The sequence below is a fragment of the Algibacter amylolyticus genome (genome assembly GCF_014202225.1).
Classification (GTDB): domain Bacteria; phylum Bacteroidota; class Bacteroidia; order Flavobacteriales; family Flavobacteriaceae; genus Algibacter_B; species Algibacter_B amylolyticus.
Window position 1 is genome coordinate 860,866 of record NZ_JACHGE010000001.1, and the last position, 23,242, is coordinate 884,107.

Sequence of the window (23,242 nt, forward strand, 5' to 3'; positions counted from 1 at the left end):
ATTACTACGATCGAGCATTTAACATTCAATGTCAATTTAATAAAATAAAGATGTGACTTTCTAAAAACAGTAGTGTCTAATAAATGCTATTAATCAATGAAAGAGGGTCTTTAAGAAATTAAGGCTCTTTTTTTTTATAATAGTTTCTCCTATTTAAAATTCGCGCTTGCCAAATTCACTATCTATAAATTTAGATTTGTTTTTTACCGTATTAAATGTGTAAGATAGGTTTAAAGTAATCATATCGACCTCGTAAACATAATTGGTGGTTGTGTAAAATTGATTAGGCCTAGAGGTGGTTATACGTTGTTCGTTAGTGTTAAGCATTCCCATGTCTATATTCTGCCATTGTAAGGTCGCCGATAAACGGTTGTCCATAAATGTTTTTTTGAACGTTAGATTTGGTGAGTAAAATCTTGAATCTTCGCCCATAGCGGTATTTCTATCCGATAGATAATTGAAGGTAAACTGTATCGAGGCATTATCCCAAAATGAATATGTTGAGTTTAAATTTAAAGAGTAAATAGTCGATTTGCTATCAATTTTATAAGTTCGCTCAACGCCATCTCTGTGGTTAAAATTTAGTACACCATCAATAGCATAATTATAAATGTTTGCGCCAATAATATTAGTCCAGTTTTTTGTTGGTTTAAGTGTTGCTCCAAACTCTAATCCAATAGCGTTACTTTTCCCTACGTTAGAGTATACACGGTTTATAATGCTGTCAATAACTTCTCCTGAAGCTTCGTATGCTAAAGTGTTTACACGATTTATTACGTTATCTACATGTCTAAAATAAGCTGTAGCATAAATGGAGTTACCTCCTTTTATTTTTTTTGTAATGCCAACTTCGGCTAAATCTATAAATTCTGGTAATAAGGTGTTATCGCCTTGTTCAAATACTTCAGAATGTTCACGCTCCGCAAAGCTATTCATCTTTAAAGTGGTTGTGCGTTCTACTCTTTTACTGTAAGCGGCTTTAATTTTTGTTTTATCGTTTGCCGTATATTGTAAAGAGGCAGAAGGGAATAATTTTACAAAGTCGTATTTGTAAACATTGGGTGTTGTTTCGCTTTTTAAGGCTTCGGTATACGTTCTATCCATAGACTCTAAACGTACACCAGCAACATAATCCCATCTGTCCTTTTTAGCGGTTAATTGCGCATAACCCGAATGTATTTTACGTTTTAATTCTATATCGCTAGAAAACTCTGTTACTAAATTGCCGTCGCGCTCATAAACAAACTCACCTGTATGATCTATGTTTCTGTATTGGTAGCCTGTTTCAAGAGTGCCAAAAGAAAAAGGTTTCCATTGGTAATCAAGATTAAAACGGGTACCATATAATGGATTATCGTTTGTGTTGTATTCTTGTTGGTATATAATGCTATTATCAGGATGTCCTAAGTTATCATTTTCTGTTGGTCCTCCCAAAAAGGTGTATTCATATAAAAAAGACGTTGATAATTTAGAGTCGTTGCTAAATTTGTGTGCATAGTCTAAACTACCTAAAGCAAAATCACCTTTTCTAACTCTTAAGTTGTGGTTGTAATATTCAAAAGTATATAGTCTATTATCGCTTCCAATAGGTGAAATCGCATGATTGTCGTAATACACAATATCTGCAAGACGCTCTTTTGTATGTTTTCCGGCAAATAGGCCAAATGAAAATTCATTGTTTTCGTTAGGCGTAAAATCTAAGTTTAAACGTCCGTTATAACTAATATCATCAAAACTACGTTCGCCATCCGATGGTAAAAAAGTAGTTTTATTTTCCAGTTGGTTAACAATAAACATTTCGCCTTCGCGACGTCCGGTTTTATCGTTTCGCTGGTAGCTAGCACCTAAAGAGAAGTTCCATTTATCGCTACGCTTATTTATGGTAGCATCTATTCCATAACGTTGGGCAGGAACTTTTGTGTTGTATGGTTCTATTGAAGGTAATCCACCTCGCAGGTTTACTTGGGCAAAAGTACCATTAATGGCTCCTTTTTTTGTTTTAATATTTAAAATACCTCCTTTACCTTCTGGGTCATATTTTGCTGATGGTGCTGTAATAAGTTCTATAGTTTCTAAAGCATTTGCTGGTAATTGTGCTAAAATCGCACTAGCATCGCCTTGTGTTGGTTTTCCGTTAACCAATACTGTAAACCCTTTACTGCCACGAACACTTATTTCGCCTTGGCCATCAACGGTTACCGATGGTAAATTTTTTATAACATCAACAGCATTGCCGCCTTCGCTATTTTGATAGGTTTTAGTATCGAAAACTTGACGGTCAATTTTATGCACCACGGCAGATCGTTCGGCCTTTACAAGAACTTCGTTTAATTGGCTCCCTAAAGTTAGTTTTAGAGTCCCTAGATTTATGGCTTGTCCTTTTTTGTTAACCTTTATAGTATCCGTTTTTAAGGAGGTGTATCCCATAAAAGAGGCGTTAATAGTATAGGTTCCAGTTTTTATGTTTTCTAAGTTAAAAAACCCTTCAGTATTTGTTATTACACCAGTAATTAGGTTGCCCTCAATGTTATATAGGGCAGCTGTTGCATATTCTAAAGGTTCGTTGCTTTCGGCATCGATAATTTTTCCTGTAATTTGACTATGTATTAATTGGGTTGTAAAAAAGAAAAGGATTAAAAGCGTCGAAATTCTTGTTTGCATGTGTTTAATGTAATTAATTTAGTGAAATATAGTCCGTTTTATACTTGTAATATTTGGGCAAAACTAAACTAATAATTATAATTTTAATACGGATATTTAAAAATGTATTGCGTATTATGTGGGTTGTATTTTAAAAATGAATATATTTAAAACTTATTTTTACTTGAACGGTTTACAAGTACTAATTTTGTAAATTGCTATTTTATCTTAATAAATTATATGGTTACACTAAAACAGCTGGCAAAAGAATTAAATGTATCTATATCAACAGTTTCTAAAGCTTTGAATAATAGCGAGGAAATTGGTGAAGAAACAGTAAGACGCGTTAAAGAGCTGGCCAACTTGTATAACTATAGACCCAATAAGGTTGCTTTAAGTTTAAAAAATAATAAAACTAAAACTATTGGTGTTATTATTCCTAATATACTTAATCGCTTTTTGGCCAAAGTGCTTTTTGGTATTGAAAGAGAAGCTTCCAAACATGGTTATAATATTATAACATGCATATCCAACGAATCGTTAGCCAAAGAAAAAGAGAGTTTACAATTTTTGGCTAATGGAAGTGTTGATGGTTTTATTTTATCTGTGTCGCAAGAGTCGCAAATGAATAATGAGGTAGACCATTTTAAAAACACTATTAAACAAGGCTTGCCAATTGTTATGTTTGATAGGGTGGCCCACGATGTTATGTGCGATAAAGTTATAGTTGATGATTTTGATGCCACTTATAATGCCACGAAAAGCTTAATAGAAGAAGGCAGAAAGAAAATTGTTTTTATAAGTAATATTAATGATATAAGTGTTGGTAAGTTAAGAGAACGCGGTTATAATAAGGCTATTTTAGAGACTGGGAAGTTAGAAGCCTTGGTTTTAAAAATCAAGAAGAAAGACGATACGGCTAAAAAAATCAAATCCTTTTACAAGAAAAATAAGAATATTGAAGGTGTAATAGCTGCCGATAGTTCTTCTGGAATCATTGCGCTTAATACGGCTGTTAATTTAGGATTGAAGGTACCAAAAGATATTTCTGTAATCGCTTTTGCGAGTAAATCGGACTCAAATCATACAATTCCTCGATTAACGACCATCAGGCAGCATGCAAAAGTAATAGGTACACATGCAGCCGAATTACTCATAAATCGTATGCAAAATACAGGAGTAGAAAAGGATATGAAGACAAAAATCATAAAAACAAGCTTGATTAAAAACAATTCTACGTTGTAGCTGAATACCTCTATAACGGATTTTTATGTATTTCATCGATAAAAAATCGTGCATTTCATCGAATATTTCACTTTTTTTCGAAAAAACTAGGCAAAAATATTTGTCTTAATATATTTTCGCATCCCTTAGTTGAGCGATCCGTATTTCCCTAAGTTCAATTAAGAAGAATTAATCCATGTTGACTTTTTAAGTCATTTCCCTCAGTAAATTTATTTACAGAATCGTTTTGCATTGTATGTATTCGATTTGATTTTAATAAAAATTTTCAAGAAATTTTTGTTGGAAATGCTATTTTTTTAAATAGATATAATCTTGTAACCTTAAAATTTGAATATATGAAAACCCTAAAAATTACATTAATTACAGCACTTTTTTTTACATTTTTATCTTCTTGTACTAAACAAGATTTAACAGAAGATGATTTACAAGTAATACCTGATACAGAACAACCTGTTCCTCATACTGGAGGTCAAGGTCAAGATTAAGTAATAATCTTAATATAATATAAGTCCCATATAATTTATTTTATATGGGATTTTTTATACCATAAATCTAATTGGGAAAAATCGAAAAATTATAAATACATTTGGAAATAGACTTAATGTACCATTTTTAATTGAAAAATTTAATACGATATTCTCTTTTACTATGTTGTTTTCTAGGAATGCAAGCTCAAACCGAGTTGGCTACTAAAAAAATTGATTCCTTAAAAATAACGCTATTAGAGAGTAAGGGTCGAGATTCTATTTTTACAGCAAAACAGAATTACAAAATAGGTGAGCTTTACAGGAAGTATATATTAAGTGATAGTGCATACTTATATTTCTATAAGGCCGAAAAAATATTTAGAAAATACAATTATAAATTTGAAACAGCTGCAACCCTTTTTGGTATTGCTGTTTGTCAAACTTACGATAAGGATTATACTGGTAGCGAGTCTACATCTATTGAGGCACTAACCCTATTAGAAAGTTTAAGTGAAACTAACGATGTTAAAAAATACAAAGCTTATATTAATAATAATTTAGGTATTGTTTTTAATGAACTTGGGCTTTATGAAGAGTCTATAAAATATCATAAAAGAGCCTTAGAGTTAAAACAGGATTTAGAAGGCAATTTTGAAAGAAGTATAGGGCTGTCTGAAAACAATATTGCGTTTACCTACAAAAATTTACAGCAGTATGAATTAGCCTTAAAAGGCTATCAGAAAATTTTATCGAATACTAAATTAATAAATAATTATCCAGATGTGCATGTTTTAGCCTTAGGGAATTATGCTAATACACTCTATCTTTCTAAAAATTTAAAGCAGCTTCCGGGTCTCTATTTAAAAGCCTTAAATATTTGCGATAGTGTTAATGATACTTACAATTCCATTATTATTCTTCAACATTTAGCGGAGTATTACAATGACTTTAATCAAAAAGATTCGGCTAAATATTATGCTTATAAGGCAAAAGGTATTGCCGAGGCTTACAATAATGATGATTTATTAAAGTCCCTTTTATTAATTTCAGAAATAGAAACGGGTGAATTATCTAATAAATATTTAAAAGATTATATTTCGCTAAGTGATAGTTTGGAACGTAGTGAAAGATTAAATCGCGATAAATTTGCCAGAATTAGGTACGAAACTAATAAAATAGAGCAGCAAAATATTCAAATTGCTAAGGAACGTATGTGGCTTTTTATTATATCAGTAGTCATTGTTTTAGCATCATTTTTGTTGTATTTAGTTATTGCTCAGCGAAATAAAAATATTGAATTACAGTTTAAGCAAAAACAACAAGAAGCCAATGAGGAAATTTATAACCTTATGTTATCTCAAAATGAAAGTGTAGAAGAAGCTAGAGATTTAGAAAAGAAAAGAATTTCTCAAGAGCTTCACGATGGTGTCTTGGGGCGCTTGTTTGGTACGCGTTTAAGTTTAGATAGCTTAAATATGAGTAATAGTGAAGAGGCTATTAAAACTAGAGAACAATATATTGATGAGTTAAAAATAATTGAGGATGATATTAGAAAAGTATCTCACGAATTAAATACCGATTTTGTGTCGGGTTCTGGTTTTTCAGATATTATTAAAACTCTAATTGAAACGCAAACTTTAGCCTATAATTTGGATTATGAGTTAACACATGATGATGATATTTCATGGGACTTTGTGGGTAACAAAATGAAAATTCATATCTATAGAATTATACAGGAAACACTTCATAATATTTATAAACATGCCAAAGCAAGTGTTGTTGAAATTAGCTTTAAATTAAAAAATAATGTAATTTGCTTAACGATTAAGGATAATGGATCTGGTTTTGATATTAACCGAGCAAAATCAGGTATTGGTTTAAAAAACATGAATTCTAGAATTAAAGAATTGAATGGAACTATAAACATAACATCTAAAAAAAACATGGGAACTCAAGTAGTTATTGAGGCTCCTATACTCCAAACCTAACTATGACCGAAAAAATTAAAATTTTAATGATTGATGACCATCCGATGATTATCGAAGGGTATCAAAACACATTGCAATTCACCAAAAAAAGTAATCAAGAGTTAACCATTGATATTGCAAATAATTGCGATGAAGCCGTGAAATTTATGGATAAATCTATAGAGGTAGAACGCCCTTATAACCTTTTATTTGTGGATATTAGTTTACCACCGTCTACCGATGGTTCTATGAGCTCGGGTGAAGATTTAGCCGAATATGCCAGAAAGGTGTTGCCTAATGCGAAAATTATAGTGTTAACTATGTTTAACGAGTCTTTTAGAATTCATAATATTATTAAAACTATAGATCCAGAAGGGTTTTTAATTAAAAGCGATTTAACGTCTAGAGAATTAGCTAGTGCTTTTCAAGCCGTATTATATAATCCGCCTTTTTATAGCGGTACGGTAAATAGTCATATAAGAAAAACAATTGCTACAGATATTGTAATAGATGATAAAAACCGAAAAATTTTACATTTACTCTCTCAAGGTATAAAAACTAAAAACTTGGTAACACATTTAGACATTTCTTTAAGTGCTATAGAAAAACGGAAGAAGCAACTTCGAGAAATTTTTGAAGTTCGCGACGGTCAAGATGAAACACTGCTAGATGAAGCCAGAAAAAAGGGTTTTATCTAAGAAATATGCCGTTGGAAGAAAAAAAATCAATTTTTTTTAAAAAAAATTGATTTTTTTTTGCTCTCGAAACCCTTGCTCCTGCTAGGGTTTACCCGTTGCCCGTAAAATAGTTACGGGAAACCCGTAATCTAAACACGATAGTTGTGAGTATATTTGTATATCAACACTTCAGAAAAATTAAAGAATACCCTCAATTTTTTGTTGATAATAGCAATTTACATAAACCCTGTGGAGGTGAGAGACCCACAGGGTTTCTTCTGTTTAAGCCTGAAATAAGGCATAACGGTAATCCCAAAGAACACCAATGAATAACCCAAGGTAAATTATAGCCACTACAAACTTTATAAAGGTTGAAGTTAAAAAGCCTATAAAAGATCCAAAAGCTGCTTTTGTTGCTGTTTTACCATCACTTTTATTAATAAGCTCTCCTAAAAGTGCGCCTAAAAAAGGACCAATTATAATTCCTCCAGGAATAGGAGCTATTAAGCCAACAATTAAACCAATTGTAGTGCCTATCATACCATATTTAGTACCACCAAAGCGTTTTGTGCCAATAGCAGGAATAATATAATCCAAAATCCAAATAAATACAGCTATGGCAAAGGTTATAATTAAAAAGGTTTTGTCTAGAGGAATAGCCTCGGTAAAGTAAAGTACCAAAAGTCCAATCCAACTAGTTAATGGTCCTGGTAAAATAGGTAAAAAGCTGCCAATAATACCTAAAAACATAAGTAGCGCAGCAATAATGATTAAAATAATATCCATAAAATGTTTAAGTTATATACTGTTTAGACTAAAAATCGTGCCAAATGTTACATTTTTTAACTAATAATTTAGTTTTAACTAAATTATTAGTTATATTTGTTAAACTAAGAATTTAGTTCAACAAATAAATTAGTACTAATTATGAAGCAACTTACTAAGGCAGAAGAGGATATTATGCAAATACTTTGGCAATTAAAAAAGGCCAATGTAAAAGCTATAATAGAAGAATTTCCGGAGCCTAAACCTGCATATAACACAGTATCTACAATAGTTAGAATTCTTGAGAGTAAGGGTTTTGTCGATTATGAAAAAGAAGGGAAAGGCCATGTGTATTTTCCATTGTTAGAGAAGCAAGAGTATAGTAATCAATCTATAAATAAATTGGTTGATAATTATTTTCAAGGTTCTTTTAAAAGTATGGTGTCGTTTTTTGTAAAGAAAAATGATATGAATATTAAAGACTTAGAGTCTGTGCTTAAAGAGATTAATAAAAACGAATCTTAGTTATGTTACACTACATTATACAGGTTGTTGCTTTTCAGTTGTTCTTTTTAATTATTTACGATTTGTTTTTAAAAAAGGAAACCTTTTTTAATTGGAATAGAGCGTATTTGTTAATTACAGCTATAATGCCCTTAATACTTCCGTTTATTAAGGTGTCTAGTTTTAAGAATATCCTTTCTCAAGATTACATCATTAATTTACCAGAAATTTTTATTGGTAGCGCATCGCAACACCCTGTAAATCCAATTCCTTTGGAAGGCATAATATTAAAACAACAGTCGTTTTGGAGTTGGGAACTTCTGTTTTATTTAGGCACAGGAATAGCAACATGTATTTTTATTTTTAAATTAATAAAACTACTAAAATTACTTTTTAAAAACCCTAAGTATAAATACGGTAATGTTTTTATTGTTAGTGTGTTAAAAAGCGATATGGCCTTTTCTTTTTTTAATTATATTTTTTTAGGAGCACAGCTTAACAAAACTAATAGAGACACGGTTTTAAAGCATGAAATGGTTCATGTAAAACAAAAACATACTCTAGATTTATTGTTTTTTGAGCTGCTACGCATTGCATTTTGGTTTAATCCTTTAACCTATATCTATCAAAATAGAATAATGTCCTTGCATGAATATATTGCCGATGCACAAGTAGTTAAGAATCAAAATAAAAATCAATATTATCAAAATTTATTGTCTCAAGTTTTCGATACCAAAAATATTTCATTCATCAATCCATTTTTTAAACAATCATTAATCAAAAAACGAATCATTATGTTACAAAAATCGAAATCAAAACAGGTCAAGTTATTTAAGTATGCCTTGTTAATACCTATGCTAATAGCCATGTTGGTTTATACGTCGTGTATGGAAACTAATCCCGCTACCACAATAGGTGATACCAGCAATGAGGAGATCCAGCAGAAAACACCATTAATTACTAAAGTAAAAGCCTTAAAGCATCAAATTGAAATACAAGGAGATGTAAACGAAGCAGAAGAAAGAGGGCTTAAACTGCTTTTAGATGCAGTTAAAGGCGAAGGCTTTAATCAAGCTTTGGTAAATGATATTCAAGATTACACCACTAAAGGCTCGCAAACTGATTTAACTAAAAAAATAGCTGAGGTTTTTGAGCAAATTCAAGTACAAGGTGATATCAATGAAAACGAAGACCTAGAAATAAAAAAGTTACTTGTTTTTACAAGTGATAACGGATTTGAAGATCCGTTTTTTGCCGATATTATAAAACATTTAGATGTTCCTTTTGGTATTATAGACCAAGTTCCTGTTTTTCCAGGTTGCGAAGATTTAACAGTAGAGGAGCAAAAAAAATGTATGTCGAAAAACATTGCAATGCATATTAATAAAAACTTTAATACTAAGCTAGCCGACAGTCTTAATTTAAAAGGGAAACAGCGTATTAATGTTATTTTTAAAATAAGTATTGATGGAGATGTTGTTGATGTGCGTTCTAGATCGGAACATCCCGAGCTAGAAAAAGAAGCTATACGCGTTGTTAAAACGCTACCTAGATTTAAACCAGGTGAACATAAAGGGAAGCAGGTTAATGTGCCTTATTCCTTACCTATTATTTTTCAAGTTAGCGATGTGCAAAACAAAAAAGAAGATACGGTACTACTCAATGAAGTGCCATTACATAAGGATGTAGCCATAGCACATCTAGATGAAGTGCCAAATTTTGAATCTTGTGATAATGCTTTAAGTAACGAAGAGAAAAAAGCGTGCTTAGATAAGGGCATAACAACGCATGTCTCTAAACATTTTAACACAAAATTGGCCCATAAATTAGGGTTAAATGGAAAACAACGTATTCATGTTATTTTTAAAATTGATGAACATGGTCGTGTTATAGATATTCGCTCTAGAGCAGCACATCCAGAGCTAGAGGCAGAGGCTATAAGAGTTGTAAAGTTATTACCTAAAATGATACCAGGAAAGGTTGATGGCAAACAGGTTGTAGTTCCGTATTCGCTTCCTATTATTTTTCAAGTTTAAGGATAAATAATTCGAATTTCAATTATATTTCAAGTAATACTGTTTAAAACCGAAGTTAAGGCTTCGGTTTTTCTTTTTTAGATTACAAAAAACCTAAAAAAATTGTATTTTTCGGTTTCAGATAAAATACATGAGGAAATTATTGGTTTTAATAGTCATTTTATCACTCACATCATGCGAGTATTTTAATGTGAAGAAAACATCTTCTGAAGCGATTCTTAAAGAGGAATTAGAAACGTTTAATTGGAAAGATGTTGATGAATACCCAAGTTTTTCGGTATGCGATTCGTCTAGCTCTAAGGCAGAAAGAACCTTGTGTTTTCAAACAACAATTACACAGCATATTACTAACTACTTGCAAGAGGAGCGTATTGTGGTGACTCAAGATATTAATGATACGCTAATATTGAATTTTCAGGTGTCTAATACTGGCAATTTAAGCTTGTTAGAGGCTAAAATTGATTCGCTTACTTATAATGAAATTCCTAATATAAAAGAACTATTAAACCAAAGTCTGGATGTTTTGCCTAAAATATTTCCGGCTATTAAACGCGGACAACAGGTTACTACAGAATTTAAATTGCCTATAGTTATACATGTAAATTAGGTTTTGCAACGGCTTTTTTAATTATCACTACATTTTTGTTTTAAAATGGCCTTAGCGGATTGCTGCGTTAGGGATTGAAATGGAAAGCCCACAGCCTGACGGAGGAAGTGCGAGGACTTGCAGAGGAAAGCCCGACCCTTGTGGTAACGCCCAAATTAAAACTTAATGGCTAGTTTACGCATGAGTCTTAATACTTCCATATACAGCCAAACTAAGGTTACAAGTAGGCCCCATGTGGCTAGCCACTCCTTGTATTTTGGCGATCTGTTTTTGTGGCGTTCTATATAATCGAAATCGAGTAGGAGCGAAAGGGACGCGAAAACGGCTGCTAGAATATTGAAAATTATGGCTGGCCAAGAAATGCCCCAAATAAATACTTTAATGCCAAAAAAGCCTAATATCCAGGATATTAAATAAATTATAAAAATGCTGGTTACGGCTGTAATAATAACGCTTCGTAGTTTTTTTGTTACTACAATTATGCGGGTTTGATAAAGCAATAGCATAACGATAAATGTTACCACGGTTATGCCTATGGCTTGGTATGGTAAATTTGGAAATTGTGCATGTGCGTATACCGTTGCGGCTCCTAAAAAAAAGCCTTTGGCTATGGCGTAAAGGGGAACTAAAACGTGTGCCCAATGTTGGCGTACCGAAATAACAATGCTTATTACAATGGCTGCGAGCATGCCGCCTATAGAGTACCACTTAATGGATTGACCGTTGCTGTGAAGCTTCCACATACCAATGGAAATAATAACAATTATTGCAATGGATAGCATGGATTTAATAAAAATACCACTAACCGACATGGTTTTGCCAGATGTGTTTTTGGTGCCAAAAAAGTAATTGGTAAATGCCGGATTGGAGGTTTTATTAAAGATGTTCATAGAAACTAAAGCTACTAAATTTATTTTTTAAACTGTCTGCCTTTCCATGTATAGCCAGAAAACATGGAGATACAAGCCACATAAACGCTAAAAAAGGGATAGACTAAAAACCCTAATATATAACTTTTTAAAATAGCTTTTTGCTTGTAAAACGAAGCGGTTATATACAGTAAATAAAAATCGATATTAAACTTTATAAACCCCATGTAAAACAAACTTTTAAAATTTATTACCCCTATAATGGCGAGTATTAAGCCAATAAGTATTAAGGCATTTGTAAGTAAAACAACTAAGCCTGTTAGTTTTCCAAACACATTACTATAAGCACTTGTTTTTGCAGCCCAACGCATACGTTGCGCTATTAAAAGGGTCCAGTTAGGTTGTGCATGTGTTTTTACAATGGCCTTTTCGCATTTTAGGTAATGTACTTGGTTGGGCTGTGCTTTTGCTATTTTTTCTAGCAGAAAAATATCGTCGCCACTGGCTATTTTAGTATTGCCATTAAAACCATTTACGGCGTTGAACGTAGCTTTTTTATAAGCAAAATTAGCGCCATTACACATAAACCGTTTTTTTAAACCAAAACCACCAATGCTAGCGCCCTGTAAACTTAAAATATCTAGCGTTTGGAAGAGGTTTAAAAAGGTGCTAGTAGTTGAATATGTTACTGGTGCAGCAATACAAACTGGGTTATGTTTTAGGATATACTCATTGAAACTATCTAGCCAAAATTTAGGCAGTTGGCAGTCGGCATCGGTGGTAATAATCCAAGGGTGTTTGGCTATTTTTATGGCTGAAGTAATGGCTGTTTTTTTTGGAGAATTCGATTTTTTAGCGTTGGAAATGAGTTGAAAGTGAATCTTAGAGTTTATAGGTGTTTGTGCTGAATTTAGGGTGTTTTGAATGATGGTAACCGAATTGTCGTTAGAGTCGTCATCAACAAAAATAATTTCAAAAAGATGTTTTGGGTAGTGTAATGCGAGTACAGATTGTAATAATTGGGGTAAATGTTCTGCCTCATTTCTAAACGGAATAACTATCGAGAATTTGGTTTTAGCAGGCACGTCCCCTAAAATAAACGTAGATACTTTATTAAAACCAATAATAAAACCACCTATTAAAATCAGGTAACTTAGGGTTACAAAAAGTAGTGTTAAAATCATGATTCCACGTTATTTTTAGGAAGGCTAAAACTAAGCACATAGTAACTGCCAAACAAACTTGGTATTACAAAATTTAGCAACCACATGATAGTAATTATGCATAAAACTATCAATTCGTTAACGCCAGAAAACGCAAACAAATAAACAGCAATACTGCCCTTTACTACCACATCGAATATAAATATAGATGGAATACTAGAAGCTATTAAGTACATAGAACTAATAATAATCATAGCATTTAAATAGCTGAGTTCTGTTTTAAAAATATGTAACAGTAAATAGAATTGAAACGAAAAAATAGCATAACGTAGTAGTGATAAAAGTAGGCCTACAGCTAATTTGCTTTTAGGAAATTCTAAAATAAACTGCTTTAGTTTTTTTACCGAAAAGCCTTTGATATTAAACCTACTTTTGGAAATCCCAAAACCTAATATAATAAGGCTAGACAGTACAATGATTATAAATTTACTTAGCTTAACATAGTTTATATCCGGATTGTATTGTAAAATAAACAGGCTAAAACTAATAGCACCTATTAGGGTAGTTGCACCCATTTGTAGCACATTACTAAAAAGGTTAACCATCATAACACGTTTTCTAAAATGTGCGCTGTAATACATCGCTTTTGCGCCATATTCTCCAATTCTGTTTGGTGTAAGTAAAGATGCTGTTAAAGATCCTAAACTTTGTTTTAGGGCTGTTTTAAAACTGATTGGTTTTATAAAAGTTACTAATGTTTGCCATTTTAAAATTTCGAAAAACCAGTTAAATATGCTTAAAAGAAGTAAAAAAATGATGTTTTTTAATGAAAACACCTCGTTTTTTGTTGAAAAATCGATAAATTCTGAAAAACTTAATGCCGTATTATGGGTTAGTTTATTGTAAATAAAATAAAAAGCACCAACTACAATGCTTATTTTAATAAGCACAAAAAAGAATTGTTTAGTTTTGTATGGTAACGTACGGATCATTAGCGATGCAAATTAAATTAATATTACCACATGACCTCAAGTTTTAAATTGAATACTAATTTTTGGTTGGCTATAGCATTTTTAATCTACAGCTTTTCTGGGTTTTCACAAGGCGATACAAGTACTTTTAAAGCGCAATTTGCTTTGGGTGTAAATAGTCCGTCTTCAAGTGGGTTTGTAGAGGATTTTGAAAGTAATTCGATAAATTTTCCAACCATTAATTTAGGGCTGCAATACATGTTTAAGCAACGTTTAGGCGTTAAATTAGACTTAGGCTATAATCGCTTTGCAAATGCCGATAATACACCAGAATTTAAAGTAAACTATACCAGGATTAATGCGCAAGCAGTATACGATGCCTCGGTAATTACCAGTTTTGTAGATAACTTGGGTGCTTTTGTTCATGCCGGACCTGGGTTTACTATGATAAAACCTTTAGGCGATTATGGTAATAATAAAACATCGTATTTAAATGCTATGGCAGGAATCGAGTTGCATTATGGTGTTTCTGATAAGCTGTCAATTTATGTGGATGCCTCATATGTTAAAGGTTTTTCAAAGGATTTTAGTCCTGTTACTAGCGGATTCGGATCGTTTAATGGCGATATTTTAACCCTAACTTTTGGCGCGTCTATTTCGCTAAGTGGTTGTTATTACTGTGGAGATTAATGAAAGAAAGAATAATTTTGGGTATTGACCCTGGCACAACCATTATGGGTTTTGGCATTATAAAGGTAGTGGGTAAAACCATGCATTTTGTTCAATTAAATGAATTGGATTTAAAAAAATATAGCGATCATTATTTAAAATTAAAACTCATTTTTGAGCGTACTATCGAACTTATTGATACGCATAATCCAGACGAAATAGCTATTGAAGCCCCCTTTTTTGGTAAAAACGTACAGAGTATGTTAAAATTGGGTAGAGCGCAAGGTGTTGCTATGGCTGCCGGTTTAAGTAGAGAAATTCCTATTACAGAATACTTGCCTAAAAAAATTAAAATGGCTATTACCGGAAACGGAAATGCTAGTAAAGAGCAAGTTGCCAAAATGCTTCAAAGTATGTTGGGGTTAAAAACCTTACCCAAAAATTTAGATTCAACTGATGGATTAGCGGCAGCTGTTTGTCATTTTTATAACTCTGGACGAATTGAGTTAGGTAAGAGTTATACGGGTTGGGACGCTTTTGTTAAGCAGAATAGTAAAGGTCCCCAAACCTCCAAAGGAGGAAGAAAAAACAATCCAATTGTCGATCTTCGGAAGAAGACTAAATAGCCATCGTTTCTGTAAGGGAAGTTATTTGTTTAAAAGAAAATTCAATCCTAATTTCAATACATTTTAATTGATAAAAAATAAACTTAAAGGTACGAGTACGAATTCCGCCCCTTCGGGGAGGTTAGGAGGGGCTTCGGCTTCTATATACATACACATACCCTTCTGCAAGCAAGCTTGTCACTACTGCGATTTTCATTTTTCAACCTCTTTAAAAAAGAAAGAAGAATTAATTCAGTGTTTGGTACAAGAATTAAAGCTTAGAAAAAACGAGCTAGAAAGCCAAAACATAGAAACCATTTACTTTGGAGGCGGAACACCAAGTTTATTGTCTTGCAACGAATTTGACTTTATAATAGATGCCGCTTACAAATATTATAACATTGTTGAGCATCCAGAAATCACTTTGGAAGCCAATCCAGACGATTTATCTGAAAGCGTAATACAAGAATTGGCAAAAAGTAGGATAAACCGATTAAGCATTGGTATTCAGTCGTTTTACGAAAGCGATTTAAAACTCATGAACCGTGCGCATAACGCTAAAGAGGCGCTTAAATGTTTAGAAGAAGCCACGAAACATTTCGATAATATTTCTGTTGATTTAATTTATGGTATTCCAGGATTAACCAACGCAGCCTGGATTAAAAATATAGAAACTGCATTAGCCTTTAATGTGCCACACATTTCTTGTTATGCCTTAACTGTAGAACCTAAAACAGCTCTAGAAACTTTTATTAAAAAAGGTGTTATTGCTAATGTAGACGATGATTTGGCACAAGAGCAATTTAATATCCTTGTAGATACTTTAGAAGCAGAAGGGTTTGTAAATTACGAGTTGTCTAACTTTGGTAAACCCGAGTATTTTAGTAAAAATAATTCGGCCTACTGGCTTGGTAAACCCTATTTGGGTATTGGCCCTTCGGCGCACTCCTTTAATGGTGACCAGCGTAGTTGGAATGTGTCTAACAATACAAAGTATATAAAATCTATTCAAAACAATACACTACCTAACGAAATAGAAACCCTATCTAAAACCGATAAATTCAACGAATATATTATGACGGGTTTAAGAACTGTTTGGGGCGTTTCATTAGAAAAAATTGAGAATGATTTTGGCGAAACTTATAAAAACTATTTATTAAAACAATCAGAAATTTATATTCAAGAACATTTATTGTATATTGATGGTAATAAATTATTAACCACAAAAAAAGGTAAATTTCTTAGCGATGGTATCGCCGCAAACCTTTTTAAAATAAACTTATCTTGATTGCAACGATTCAATACAACTCTAGAAAACTTCAAATCGATTTTTCAAAACCTTTGGATATTTCTATACCACTTATTTCATCAGAAAAAAATGTGAATGCATGGTATGTGGACGCGCCAAAAATTGAACCTGTACAAGATGGAGAGTGGACAGCAGCTGTAAGTGAAGGTGCCGATATTAATTTCAATAATATTCAGTTTAACCCACATGCACATGGCACACATACCGAGTGTGCTGGACATATTACAGAAAAAGTGCACTCTATAAATCAAAATTTAAAAACCTTCTTTTTTCTTGCTGAAGTTGTTACGGTGGCACCCGAAAACGATGGGGAAGATAAAATTATATCAAAAAAGCAATTGCAGTTTGCTCTAGGAAATAAAAAAAGAGATGCTATTGTAATACGAACCATACCAAATACGCGCGAGAAACACTCTAGGCAATACTCCAATACAAATTGGCCGTATCTTGAAGCTGATGCGGTAAAGTTTCTTGTAGAAAAGGGTATAAAGCACTTGCTAATAGATTTACCTAGTATTGATAAAGAAAAAGACGGTGGCGAACTTTTAGGACACCGAGAATTCTGGAATACTAAAGGGAAATTAAGATTAGATGCTACCATTACCGAGTTTATTTATGTGTCCAATAAAATAGAAGACGGAGAGTATTTTTTAAATTTGCAAATAGCGCCGTTCGAGAATGACGCTACGCCAAGTAAACCCATATTATACAAAGTTATTAGTTAAATGGAAATTTTTTTAGCCGTTATTATTGCAGTTTTGGTAACACTAGGCGTAGTTACCGTTTTAAAATCTATTAAGAAAAAACAGCTTGTTAATTCGCAATCTACTATCCTTTTAGATAAGATAAAAAAGGTGTGTAAGTTTATAACCGTTGAGGGCGATTTTGCAGAAATTTACCACTACGAAGATGTTAAAGAACGCTTTTTAAAACTCATTACAAGTCGTAAAAAAGCATTAGTAGTAATTAACGCTAAAGCCCATATTGGTTACGATTTATCAAAAATAGATTTACAGGCCGATACCGATAAAAAGAAAATAATACTAAAACATTTTCCGCAGCCAGAAATTCTATCCATAGAAACTAATTTAAATTATTATGATAAGTCTGACGGCTATTTTAATAGGTTTGAGGCAAACGATTTAACCGGATTGCACAACGAGGCCAAACTACATATAAAAGATAAAATTCCAGAAAGCGGACTCATTCAAGCAGCACAAAAAGAAGCCTTAGAAACCATTTTACTTATAGAAACCATTGTTGAAACTATTGGCTGGAAATTAGATTATTCGGCCCTAGAAATTGGAACAGAAGGGACTAAAAAGCTTAAATAAATGAATATCGAACAAATTCGAGATTACTGTTTAGCTAAAAAAGGCACCACCGAAGATTTTCCTTTTGATGCAGATACACTCGTATTTAAGGTATTAGGAAAAATGTTTGCTTTAGTAAGTTTAAAAAAATGGGAGGCCGGCGAAACCACCATAAATTTAAAGGCAGATCCGGAATATTCGGAAGAATTACGCGCCGATTATAATAGTATTCGCCCGGGGTTTCACATGAGTAAAAAACATTGGAACACCCTGTATCTTCACGAAGGAGAATTGCAACCTAAACTCATTTTAGAGTTAATAGACCATTCCTATGCCATGGTTATAAAAGGCATGACCAAAAAAATGCGCGAAACTTTGCTTGGTTAAATTCTTGATAATCAATAGTTTTTTGCATATATTTATCATCTCTCAATTACATAAGTATTTATTTTTAGCATAATCGCACTCCCAAGAATATTAAAGCGTATTTAATTTCAACAAATTATTAACTTTAATTATTACAGATTATGAAAAAAGCCAATCCATTATTCTCAACATTAATTGTTCTTACACTGTTACTCGGTCAACTTGTAGTTTCCGCGCAAGACGATACGGAAAAGGAACAAGAGTACATGACGGTAACAATGAACCATTGGAACCCCGATAAAAAAGATTTTAAATTATCCGAATGGAAAGCCTTAGAAAAAGAGTATTTCGAAAAGGTAATCATGAAAAATGAATATATCATGGGGCATTCTGTGTATATGCATAACATGAGCGAAGATAACACCGAGTTATTGGTGGTAAATAATTTTGCGTCATGGAACGATATTGGGAAGTTTGCGAAACGAAGTGCCGAGTTAGAAAAAGAAGCATGGCCAGATGAAGCCGAAAGAAAAGCATATTTCAAAAAAATAAGCTCTTATTATACTAACGAGCATTCCGATGAAATTTACGCGCCAATTTCGGGAGCCAAACACATGACTGAAAAACCAACTAAAGATATGCTGTGCTATGTTAGAAAAAGCCATTTTGCTTTTCCTGAAGATGGCTCCATGGAAGAGTTTGAAAAGTTAAGAAAAGAAGGCCATGAAAAACTTACCTTAAAAAACGAATACATAAAAGCCTATTATCCTAATGTGCATGCTTGGGGCTCAGACAAAACCGAGTTTATGGAAGCCTATTTTCTAGATTCTTTAGCCGATTTAGATAAAATGTTTGATAGAGACGATGAGCTTATGAAGGCTGCATTTCCAGATAACGAAGAAAATAAAGCAAAAATAAAAGCATGGCAAAGTTATTTTACTGGAGTTCATGGCGATTATTTATACACCTGGATACACGATATGTCAAAATAATAACTAGTACAGTTTATAAGCAAAAAAAAAGGACGCGTTAAGTGTCCTTTTTGTATTAAATAAGCGGTCGTTTTTATCTAATTATAGAGAGAATCATTATGTTGTAATCTCAAATTTGTACAAGCTGCTATTAAGCTGTATTATTGCACTACAAAATTTAAATTATGAGTTTAGAAAGAGAATTATATAAAAGAGCAGATAATAAATGCGAATTATGTGGAAACGTAGAGCATTTACAAATTCATACATTATTACCACAAAAGGACGAGGCACTAAATAAGTCTTTAGTAGCCTGTAAAACCTGTGTCGATCAAATTGAAAATCCAGACACTACCGATACTAACCACTGGCGTTGTTTAAACGATAGTATGTGGAGCGAGCACGAAGCTGTAAAAGTAGCCGCTTGGAGAATGTTGTCGCGTTTAAGAAAGGAAGGTTGGCCGCAAGACCTACTAGATATGATGTATTTAGAAGACGATGTTTTAGAGTTTGCAAAGGCAACTGGCGAGGGCGCTCCAGATCCAGAACAACTTATTCATAGAGATGTAAACGGTGTAGTATTACAACACGGCGACTCGGTAGTACTTATAAAAGATTTAAAAGTTAAAGGTTCTAGCATGGTAGCAAAACAAGGAACCGCAGTACGAAATATTCGTTTAGATCGCGAAAACGAAAAATATATAGAAGGTAAAGTAGGACCAACACTTACCGTAATAATTACAGATTTTGTAAAGAAATTGTAATATTTGGGCGTTACCTAAAGGTCGGGCTTTCCACTATATCTTTTTAAAGTGTCATGCAAGTTGTAAGTCATGGCCACCTTTTAAATTATGGATAGCCTCACCTTTTTGTTTTAAAGCTTTAAAAAGGATGCCGTTGCAATTCCTAACGCAACCATCTGCCAAGGGGCTGCCTTCAACTAGTATAAAACATTTTTACTTTAGGCGTTAACAATTACGTTGAGGTATCTGCAATAATTTTCCATTCGCCATTAATCTTTTTAAAGACTAGCATAAAAATACCATCGGCATTTCCCATATCTCGTTTAATGTGGTATTCGCCTAAAACGTAATAAGCACCTTCACTTATTTTGGTAATGTCATTAATTTTAAAACTAAGTTTTCCGGTATGCTCTTTTGTTGGGTAAGCTTTTTCATAACGGTCAAAAGTGTTTTCCCAACCATAGGTAACACCATTTTTACTATAAAACTTTAATAACTCGCTGTCCCAATAGCCTGCCATGTAACCTTCAAAATCGTGGTTAGACCATGCTATTCTTTGTTTTTTTAAAACTTTGTTTATTGCCTTAACATCATCTTCATCATTTGTTTGCGAGTAACTATTGCAGAAACATAATATACATAGCAGTACAATAAGTTTTTTCATGGGTTTAAATTTAATTTATAATTAGCGGTTTATGTATTAAGTCTACTTCAATAAATATACCAATATTTTAAAGCATTGGTAAATGTAATAAAATCTTAATTGTTGTTTAGTTTTTTTATTGAGGTGGAAATCAAGTTATTCACCGATAAAATTTACAGAAAGTTTTTTTTCATCTAAAGTAAAAAAGGGTTGGTCGAAAAAATTGTGTAAATACCTTACCTATTATGTACTTTTAAAATGTAATAAAAAATAATACTCTCCCTCAAGTTTATTTTAACCTTTAAAAATCAACAAATTATGGACTTTCAAATTTCAAATTGCAACAATTTCTTTAAAGTAAAAGGTGTGTTAAACAAACAAAGTTTAAATGTGTTTAATGCAGAGTTTAAAAACATTTTTGAGAAGGCAAATCATATCACTATTAGCATTCAGGATGTTGAAAGTATGGATAAATATGGTGTAAATGCTATTTCAAAATTACACGAAGAAGCATTAGCTAAAAACAAACGACTGTCTATAGTTGGTTTTGGCTGTAAAGAGCTTTACGATCACTTTAAATCTGAAATAGCCGCATAATCACAATATATTTTTCTGTTTTTTATAGAAGGAGTCTCCCTGCAATTGCATTAGTTCTCTCAATTTGTTGCGCTTGTAGGTATAGAGTTCCTCTTCGTTTTCAAGGTCGCTATAAATACGATCGTTAATGGCGTAATCTGTTTTTAACAAAACATCGCGTTGGTTTTTATTTTGCAACACCTGTGTTTTTAATGCGGTTTCCTCGTCCTCTAATTTTAGATCGTATGCGCCCTTAGGAGACAATAACTTTGCTATTATTGGCGATGTTTCTATGGCTAAAAAAAGCAAGAATATAAAAAACGATGGAAGCCATGGTAACTTGCCCAGGGCTTCAACGCGTGTCATTAAGCCATCAAAATTATCGATAATAGGTTGAGATGTTGCTACTTGCAAATCGTATTGGCTTTTTAGATTAGCAATGTCGTTTTCAATGGCTATTATTTTAGCTTTATTTTCTGCTTTTAATAGTTGTAATTCGGCTAATAAGACGTCGTGTTTTTCGCGTTTTTCTTTATAAACAGGGCCTTTTCCTAAAAGATTAGTGCCTGCTGTTCCTTCGGCTTCGGCAATATAGGTGTTGTAAAGCGCGTTAACTTCTGCTTCTTTGGTGCTTACCGTATTGTTTAAATTTTCTATATCGTTTTGTAGTGTTGTAATTGTGGGCAAGAATTGCTCAGCTAGTTGAGTTTTGTTAGCTAAAGTCATTTGGTTTTTCTGTTCTAGTAAAACCTGATTTATCTCTTTTTCGAAAATTTTAAGTTCTAAGGGTTTAGAAATAACAATGGCTATAATTACGGCAAGCACTATTCTGGGCGATGCCTGAATAATTTCCTTAAAAAAAGAATCTGTTTTTTTTATAGTTGAAACAATATAGCGGTCTAAATTAAAAATGAGTAATCCCCAAATAAGTCCGAAGAAAATGGAGGTGTACGGATTATCGAAAACCGTGTAAAGGGCATAACTACCGGCAATAAAAGCCATAATTGCAGTAAAGAAAACGGTGGCGCCAATACCTGCGTATTTATTTTGCTCGCCAACCGAACAGGTTTTTAAAATATCTGTGTCTGCCCCAGAGCAGATAATAAAAAATTGCTTTAACATAACTTGATTGATTTTTTGATTGATGATTGTCTATTAGAACGTTAAAGCAGTCTATTTGTTACAAAATTTGATATAAAAATGATGTTGGTAGTGTTATTTCCTAGACCTAATACTCTCAATTACAACGGTACCAATAATTAAAGCGCCTCCAATAAAGGTATTTAGTGTTGGTATTTCGTTTAGAAATAAAAAGGCTATTATAATACCAAAAATAGGTTGGGAGCTGCCAATAATACTAGCTGTACTTATGGAGAAGTGTTTAAAACAGCTAATTAATAACGAGTGGCCTATTGCTGTGGTAACTAATGCTAGTAAAATAACATAAGGGTATTGTGTGGTAATATTGGAGTTGTCTTTTATAAAAAGTACAGGGAGTAAAATTAGGGTTAAAAATAAGGTTTGGTACATCATTAAAGTCATGCCGTTGTATTTTGAAGCGGGTTTTTTAAGCATTAAATTCCGTATGGCGTAAAATAAGGCCGATAGCAAACCACAAAGAATCCCTTTTATTTGTGTGCTTTCAAAATTAAAATCGGGCGCCAATATATAAATACCTAGCAATACCATTAAGGCTAAAAGGATGTGAATAGGATTTAGTTTTGTTTTAGTAAAAAAGGGTTCTATTAAAGCGGTTATAACCGGAAATGTAAATAGCGATAACATACCTAAAGCTACATTAGAGAGTTTTAGGGCGTAGAAATAGGTAATCCAGTGCGCACCCAAAAAGACGGCACTAATGAGTATAGTTGTGAAATCTTTTTTAGACTGAATTTTAAGATCTACTTTTTTCAATTTGCAGAACATAAACAGAAACACGGCGCCTAAAGCACTACGCCACCAAATTATTATTTCGGTTGGCATGCTTATAAAGCGCCCCAAGGCTCCAGAGGTACTAATTAGTAAAGTGGCTAATGTTAGTAATAGTAGGTTCTGGTTATGTTGGTTTTTCATGTTGTGTTGCTAACTGCGTTAGCGATTGTAATGGCATCCTTTTTTTGCTGCCATATATGGCAA

Annotated in this window: 24 protein-coding genes; 16 read left to right on the top strand and 8 right to left on the bottom strand. The window is 32.8% G+C overall.

Going from position 1 to position 23,242, the window contains the following annotated elements; translation table 11 throughout:
* Positions 1 to 153: 153 nt before the first annotated feature.
* Positions 154 to 2,661 carry a TonB-dependent receptor gene (locus HNQ90_RS03715; protein ID WP_144115288.1) on the bottom strand — a complete coding sequence of 836 codons (2,508 nt, stop codon included), beginning with the start codon at positions 2,659 to 2,661 and terminating at the stop codon, positions 154 to 156.
* A gap of 219 nt (positions 2,662 to 2,880) precedes the next feature.
* Between HNQ90_RS03715 and HNQ90_RS03720 the strand changes: the two genes are divergently transcribed.
* The 4 genes from HNQ90_RS03720 to HNQ90_RS03735 all read left to right on the top strand — a co-directional run bounded on the left by HNQ90_RS03720 (position 2,881) and on the right by HNQ90_RS03735 (position 7,017).
* Positions 2,881 to 3,885 carry a LacI family DNA-binding transcriptional regulator gene (locus HNQ90_RS03720; protein ID WP_144115289.1) on the top strand — a complete coding sequence of 335 codons (1,005 nt, stop codon included), beginning with the start codon at positions 2,881 to 2,883 and terminating at the stop codon, positions 3,883 to 3,885.
* A gap of 335 nt (positions 3,886 to 4,220) precedes the next feature.
* Positions 4,221 to 4,370 carry a hypothetical protein gene (locus HNQ90_RS03725; protein WP_172625814.1) on the top strand — a complete coding sequence of 50 codons (150 nt, stop codon included), beginning with the start codon at positions 4,221 to 4,223 and terminating at the stop codon, positions 4,368 to 4,370.
* Between the two features lie 179 nt (positions 4,371 to 4,549).
* Complete coding sequence (locus HNQ90_RS03730; RefSeq protein WP_144115290.1) at positions 4,550 to 6,340, top strand: tetratricopeptide repeat-containing sensor histidine kinase; 1,791 nt, start codon at positions 4,550 to 4,552, stop codon at positions 6,338 to 6,340.
* 2 nt (positions 6,341 to 6,342) lie between these two features.
* Positions 6,343 to 7,017 carry a response regulator gene (locus tag HNQ90_RS03735; RefSeq protein WP_144115291.1) on the top strand — a complete coding sequence of 225 codons (675 nt, stop codon included), beginning with the start codon at positions 6,343 to 6,345 and terminating at the stop codon, positions 7,015 to 7,017.
* A 261-nt stretch (positions 7,018 to 7,278) separates the two neighbouring features.
* Here HNQ90_RS03735 and HNQ90_RS03740 read toward each other — a convergent pair whose 3' ends face one another.
* Positions 7,279 to 7,782: a DUF456 domain-containing protein gene (locus HNQ90_RS03740; protein ID WP_144115292.1), complete on the bottom strand. Its 504-nt coding sequence runs from the start codon at positions 7,780 to 7,782 to the stop codon at positions 7,279 to 7,281.
* Between the two features lie 141 nt (positions 7,783 to 7,923).
* On the opposite strand from HNQ90_RS03740, the gene HNQ90_RS03745 reads away from it, so the two are divergent.
* The 3 genes from HNQ90_RS03745 (at position 7,924) to HNQ90_RS03755 (ending at position 10,908) form a co-directional block, all read left to right on the top strand.
* A complete protein-coding gene (locus HNQ90_RS03745) occupies positions 7,924 to 8,286 on the top strand; it encodes a BlaI/MecI/CopY family transcriptional regulator (protein WP_092848147.1) in 363 nt (120 codons plus the stop codon).
* 2 nt (positions 8,287 to 8,288) lie between these two features.
* On the top strand, positions 8,289 to 10,301 hold the full coding sequence (locus HNQ90_RS03750) for a M56 family metallopeptidase (RefSeq protein ID WP_172625816.1): 2,013 nt from the start codon (positions 8,289 to 8,291) through the stop codon (positions 10,299 to 10,301).
* 130 nt (positions 10,302 to 10,431) lie between these two features.
* Positions 10,432 to 10,908 carry a hypothetical protein gene (locus tag HNQ90_RS03755; RefSeq protein ID WP_144115293.1) on the top strand — a complete coding sequence of 159 codons (477 nt, stop codon included), beginning with the start codon at positions 10,432 to 10,434 and terminating at the stop codon, positions 10,906 to 10,908.
* A 155-nt stretch (positions 10,909 to 11,063) separates the two neighbouring features.
* Here the strand turns inward: HNQ90_RS03755 and HNQ90_RS03760 are convergent, their stop codons facing one another.
* The 3 genes from HNQ90_RS03760 to HNQ90_RS03770 are packed head-to-tail and all read right to left on the bottom strand — an operon-like array spanning position 11,064 to position 13,932.
* A complete protein-coding gene (locus HNQ90_RS03760) occupies positions 11,064 to 11,798 on the bottom strand; it encodes a Bax inhibitor-1/YccA family protein (RefSeq protein WP_144115294.1) in 735 nt (244 codons plus the stop codon).
* Between the two features lie 20 nt (positions 11,799 to 11,818).
* A complete protein-coding gene (locus HNQ90_RS03765) occupies positions 11,819 to 12,961 on the bottom strand; it encodes a glycosyltransferase (RefSeq protein ID WP_144115295.1) in 1,143 nt (380 codons plus the stop codon).
* The gene (locus HNQ90_RS03770) at positions 12,958 to 13,932 is read right to left on the bottom strand and encodes a lysylphosphatidylglycerol synthase domain-containing protein (RefSeq protein WP_144115296.1); all 975 of its coding nucleotides are present in this window, start codon (positions 13,930 to 13,932) and stop codon (positions 12,958 to 12,960) included. Before HNQ90_RS03770 ends, HNQ90_RS03765 begins: the two co-directional genes overlap by 4 nt.
* A 30-nt stretch (positions 13,933 to 13,962) precedes the next feature.
* Here HNQ90_RS03770 and HNQ90_RS03775 point away from each other — a divergent pair, with 30 nt between their 5' ends.
* From HNQ90_RS03775 to HNQ90_RS03810, 8 genes are all read left to right on the top strand, one after another.
* On the top strand, positions 13,963 to 14,601 hold the full coding sequence (locus tag HNQ90_RS03775; RefSeq protein ID WP_092848131.1) for an outer membrane beta-barrel protein: 639 nt from the start codon (positions 13,963 to 13,965) through the stop codon (positions 14,599 to 14,601).
* The gene (ruvC, locus tag HNQ90_RS03780; RefSeq protein ID WP_241678324.1) at positions 14,601 to 15,206 is read left to right on the top strand and encodes a crossover junction endodeoxyribonuclease RuvC; all 606 of its coding nucleotides are present in this window, start codon (positions 14,601 to 14,603) and stop codon (positions 15,204 to 15,206) included. Before HNQ90_RS03775 ends, ruvC begins: the two co-directional genes overlap by 1 nt.
* 142 nt (positions 15,207 to 15,348) lie before the next feature.
* Entirely contained in the window at positions 15,349 to 16,473 is a 1,125-nt protein-coding gene (gene hemW, locus HNQ90_RS03785) for a radical SAM family heme chaperone HemW (protein ID WP_241678332.1), read from the top strand.
* The gene (locus HNQ90_RS03790; RefSeq protein ID WP_092848128.1) at positions 16,470 to 17,219 is read left to right on the top strand and encodes a cyclase family protein; all 750 of its coding nucleotides are present in this window, start codon (positions 16,470 to 16,472) and stop codon (positions 17,217 to 17,219) included. Before hemW ends, HNQ90_RS03790 begins: the two co-directional genes overlap by 4 nt.
* On the top strand, positions 17,220 to 17,828 hold the full coding sequence (locus HNQ90_RS03795; protein WP_144115297.1) for a DUF4230 domain-containing protein: 609 nt from the start codon (positions 17,220 to 17,222) through the stop codon (positions 17,826 to 17,828).
* Positions 17,829 to 18,194, top strand: a complete 366-nt coding sequence (locus tag HNQ90_RS03800; protein ID WP_144115298.1) for an MmcQ/YjbR family DNA-binding protein — start codon at positions 17,829 to 17,831, stop codon at positions 18,192 to 18,194. It abuts the gene before it with no gap.
* Between the two features lie 140 nt (positions 18,195 to 18,334).
* Positions 18,335 to 19,165 carry a hypothetical protein gene (locus HNQ90_RS03805; RefSeq protein ID WP_144115299.1) on the top strand — a complete coding sequence of 277 codons (831 nt, stop codon included), beginning with the start codon at positions 18,335 to 18,337 and terminating at the stop codon, positions 19,163 to 19,165.
* A gap of 164 nt (positions 19,166 to 19,329) precedes the next feature.
* Positions 19,330 to 19,908 (top strand): PhnA domain-containing protein, encoded by a 579-nt coding sequence (locus tag HNQ90_RS03810; protein WP_144115300.1) that lies wholly within the window; start codon positions 19,330 to 19,332, stop codon positions 19,906 to 19,908.
* Positions 19,909 to 20,119: 211 nt separating this feature from the next.
* Here HNQ90_RS03810 and HNQ90_RS03815 read toward each other — a convergent pair whose 3' ends face one another.
* The gene (locus HNQ90_RS03815) at positions 20,120 to 20,551 is read right to left on the bottom strand and encodes a YybH family protein (protein WP_144115301.1); all 432 of its coding nucleotides are present in this window, start codon (positions 20,549 to 20,551) and stop codon (positions 20,120 to 20,122) included.
* Between the two features lie 297 nt (positions 20,552 to 20,848).
* On the opposite strand from HNQ90_RS03815, the gene HNQ90_RS03820 reads away from it, so the two are divergent.
* Entirely contained in the window at positions 20,849 to 21,127 is a 279-nt protein-coding gene (locus HNQ90_RS03820; RefSeq protein WP_144115303.1) for a hypothetical protein, read from the top strand.
* Here the strand turns inward: HNQ90_RS03820 and HNQ90_RS03825 are convergent, their stop codons facing one another.
* Positions 21,128 to 22,228: a DUF4407 domain-containing protein gene (locus HNQ90_RS03825; protein WP_144115305.1), complete on the bottom strand. Its 1,101-nt coding sequence runs from the start codon at positions 22,226 to 22,228 to the stop codon at positions 21,128 to 21,130.
* A gap of 93 nt (positions 22,229 to 22,321) precedes the next feature.
* Positions 22,322 to 23,179, bottom strand: a complete 858-nt coding sequence (locus tag HNQ90_RS03830) for a DMT family transporter (RefSeq protein WP_144115306.1) — start codon at positions 23,177 to 23,179, stop codon at positions 22,322 to 22,324.
* Positions 23,180 to 23,242: the final 63 nt, after the last annotated feature.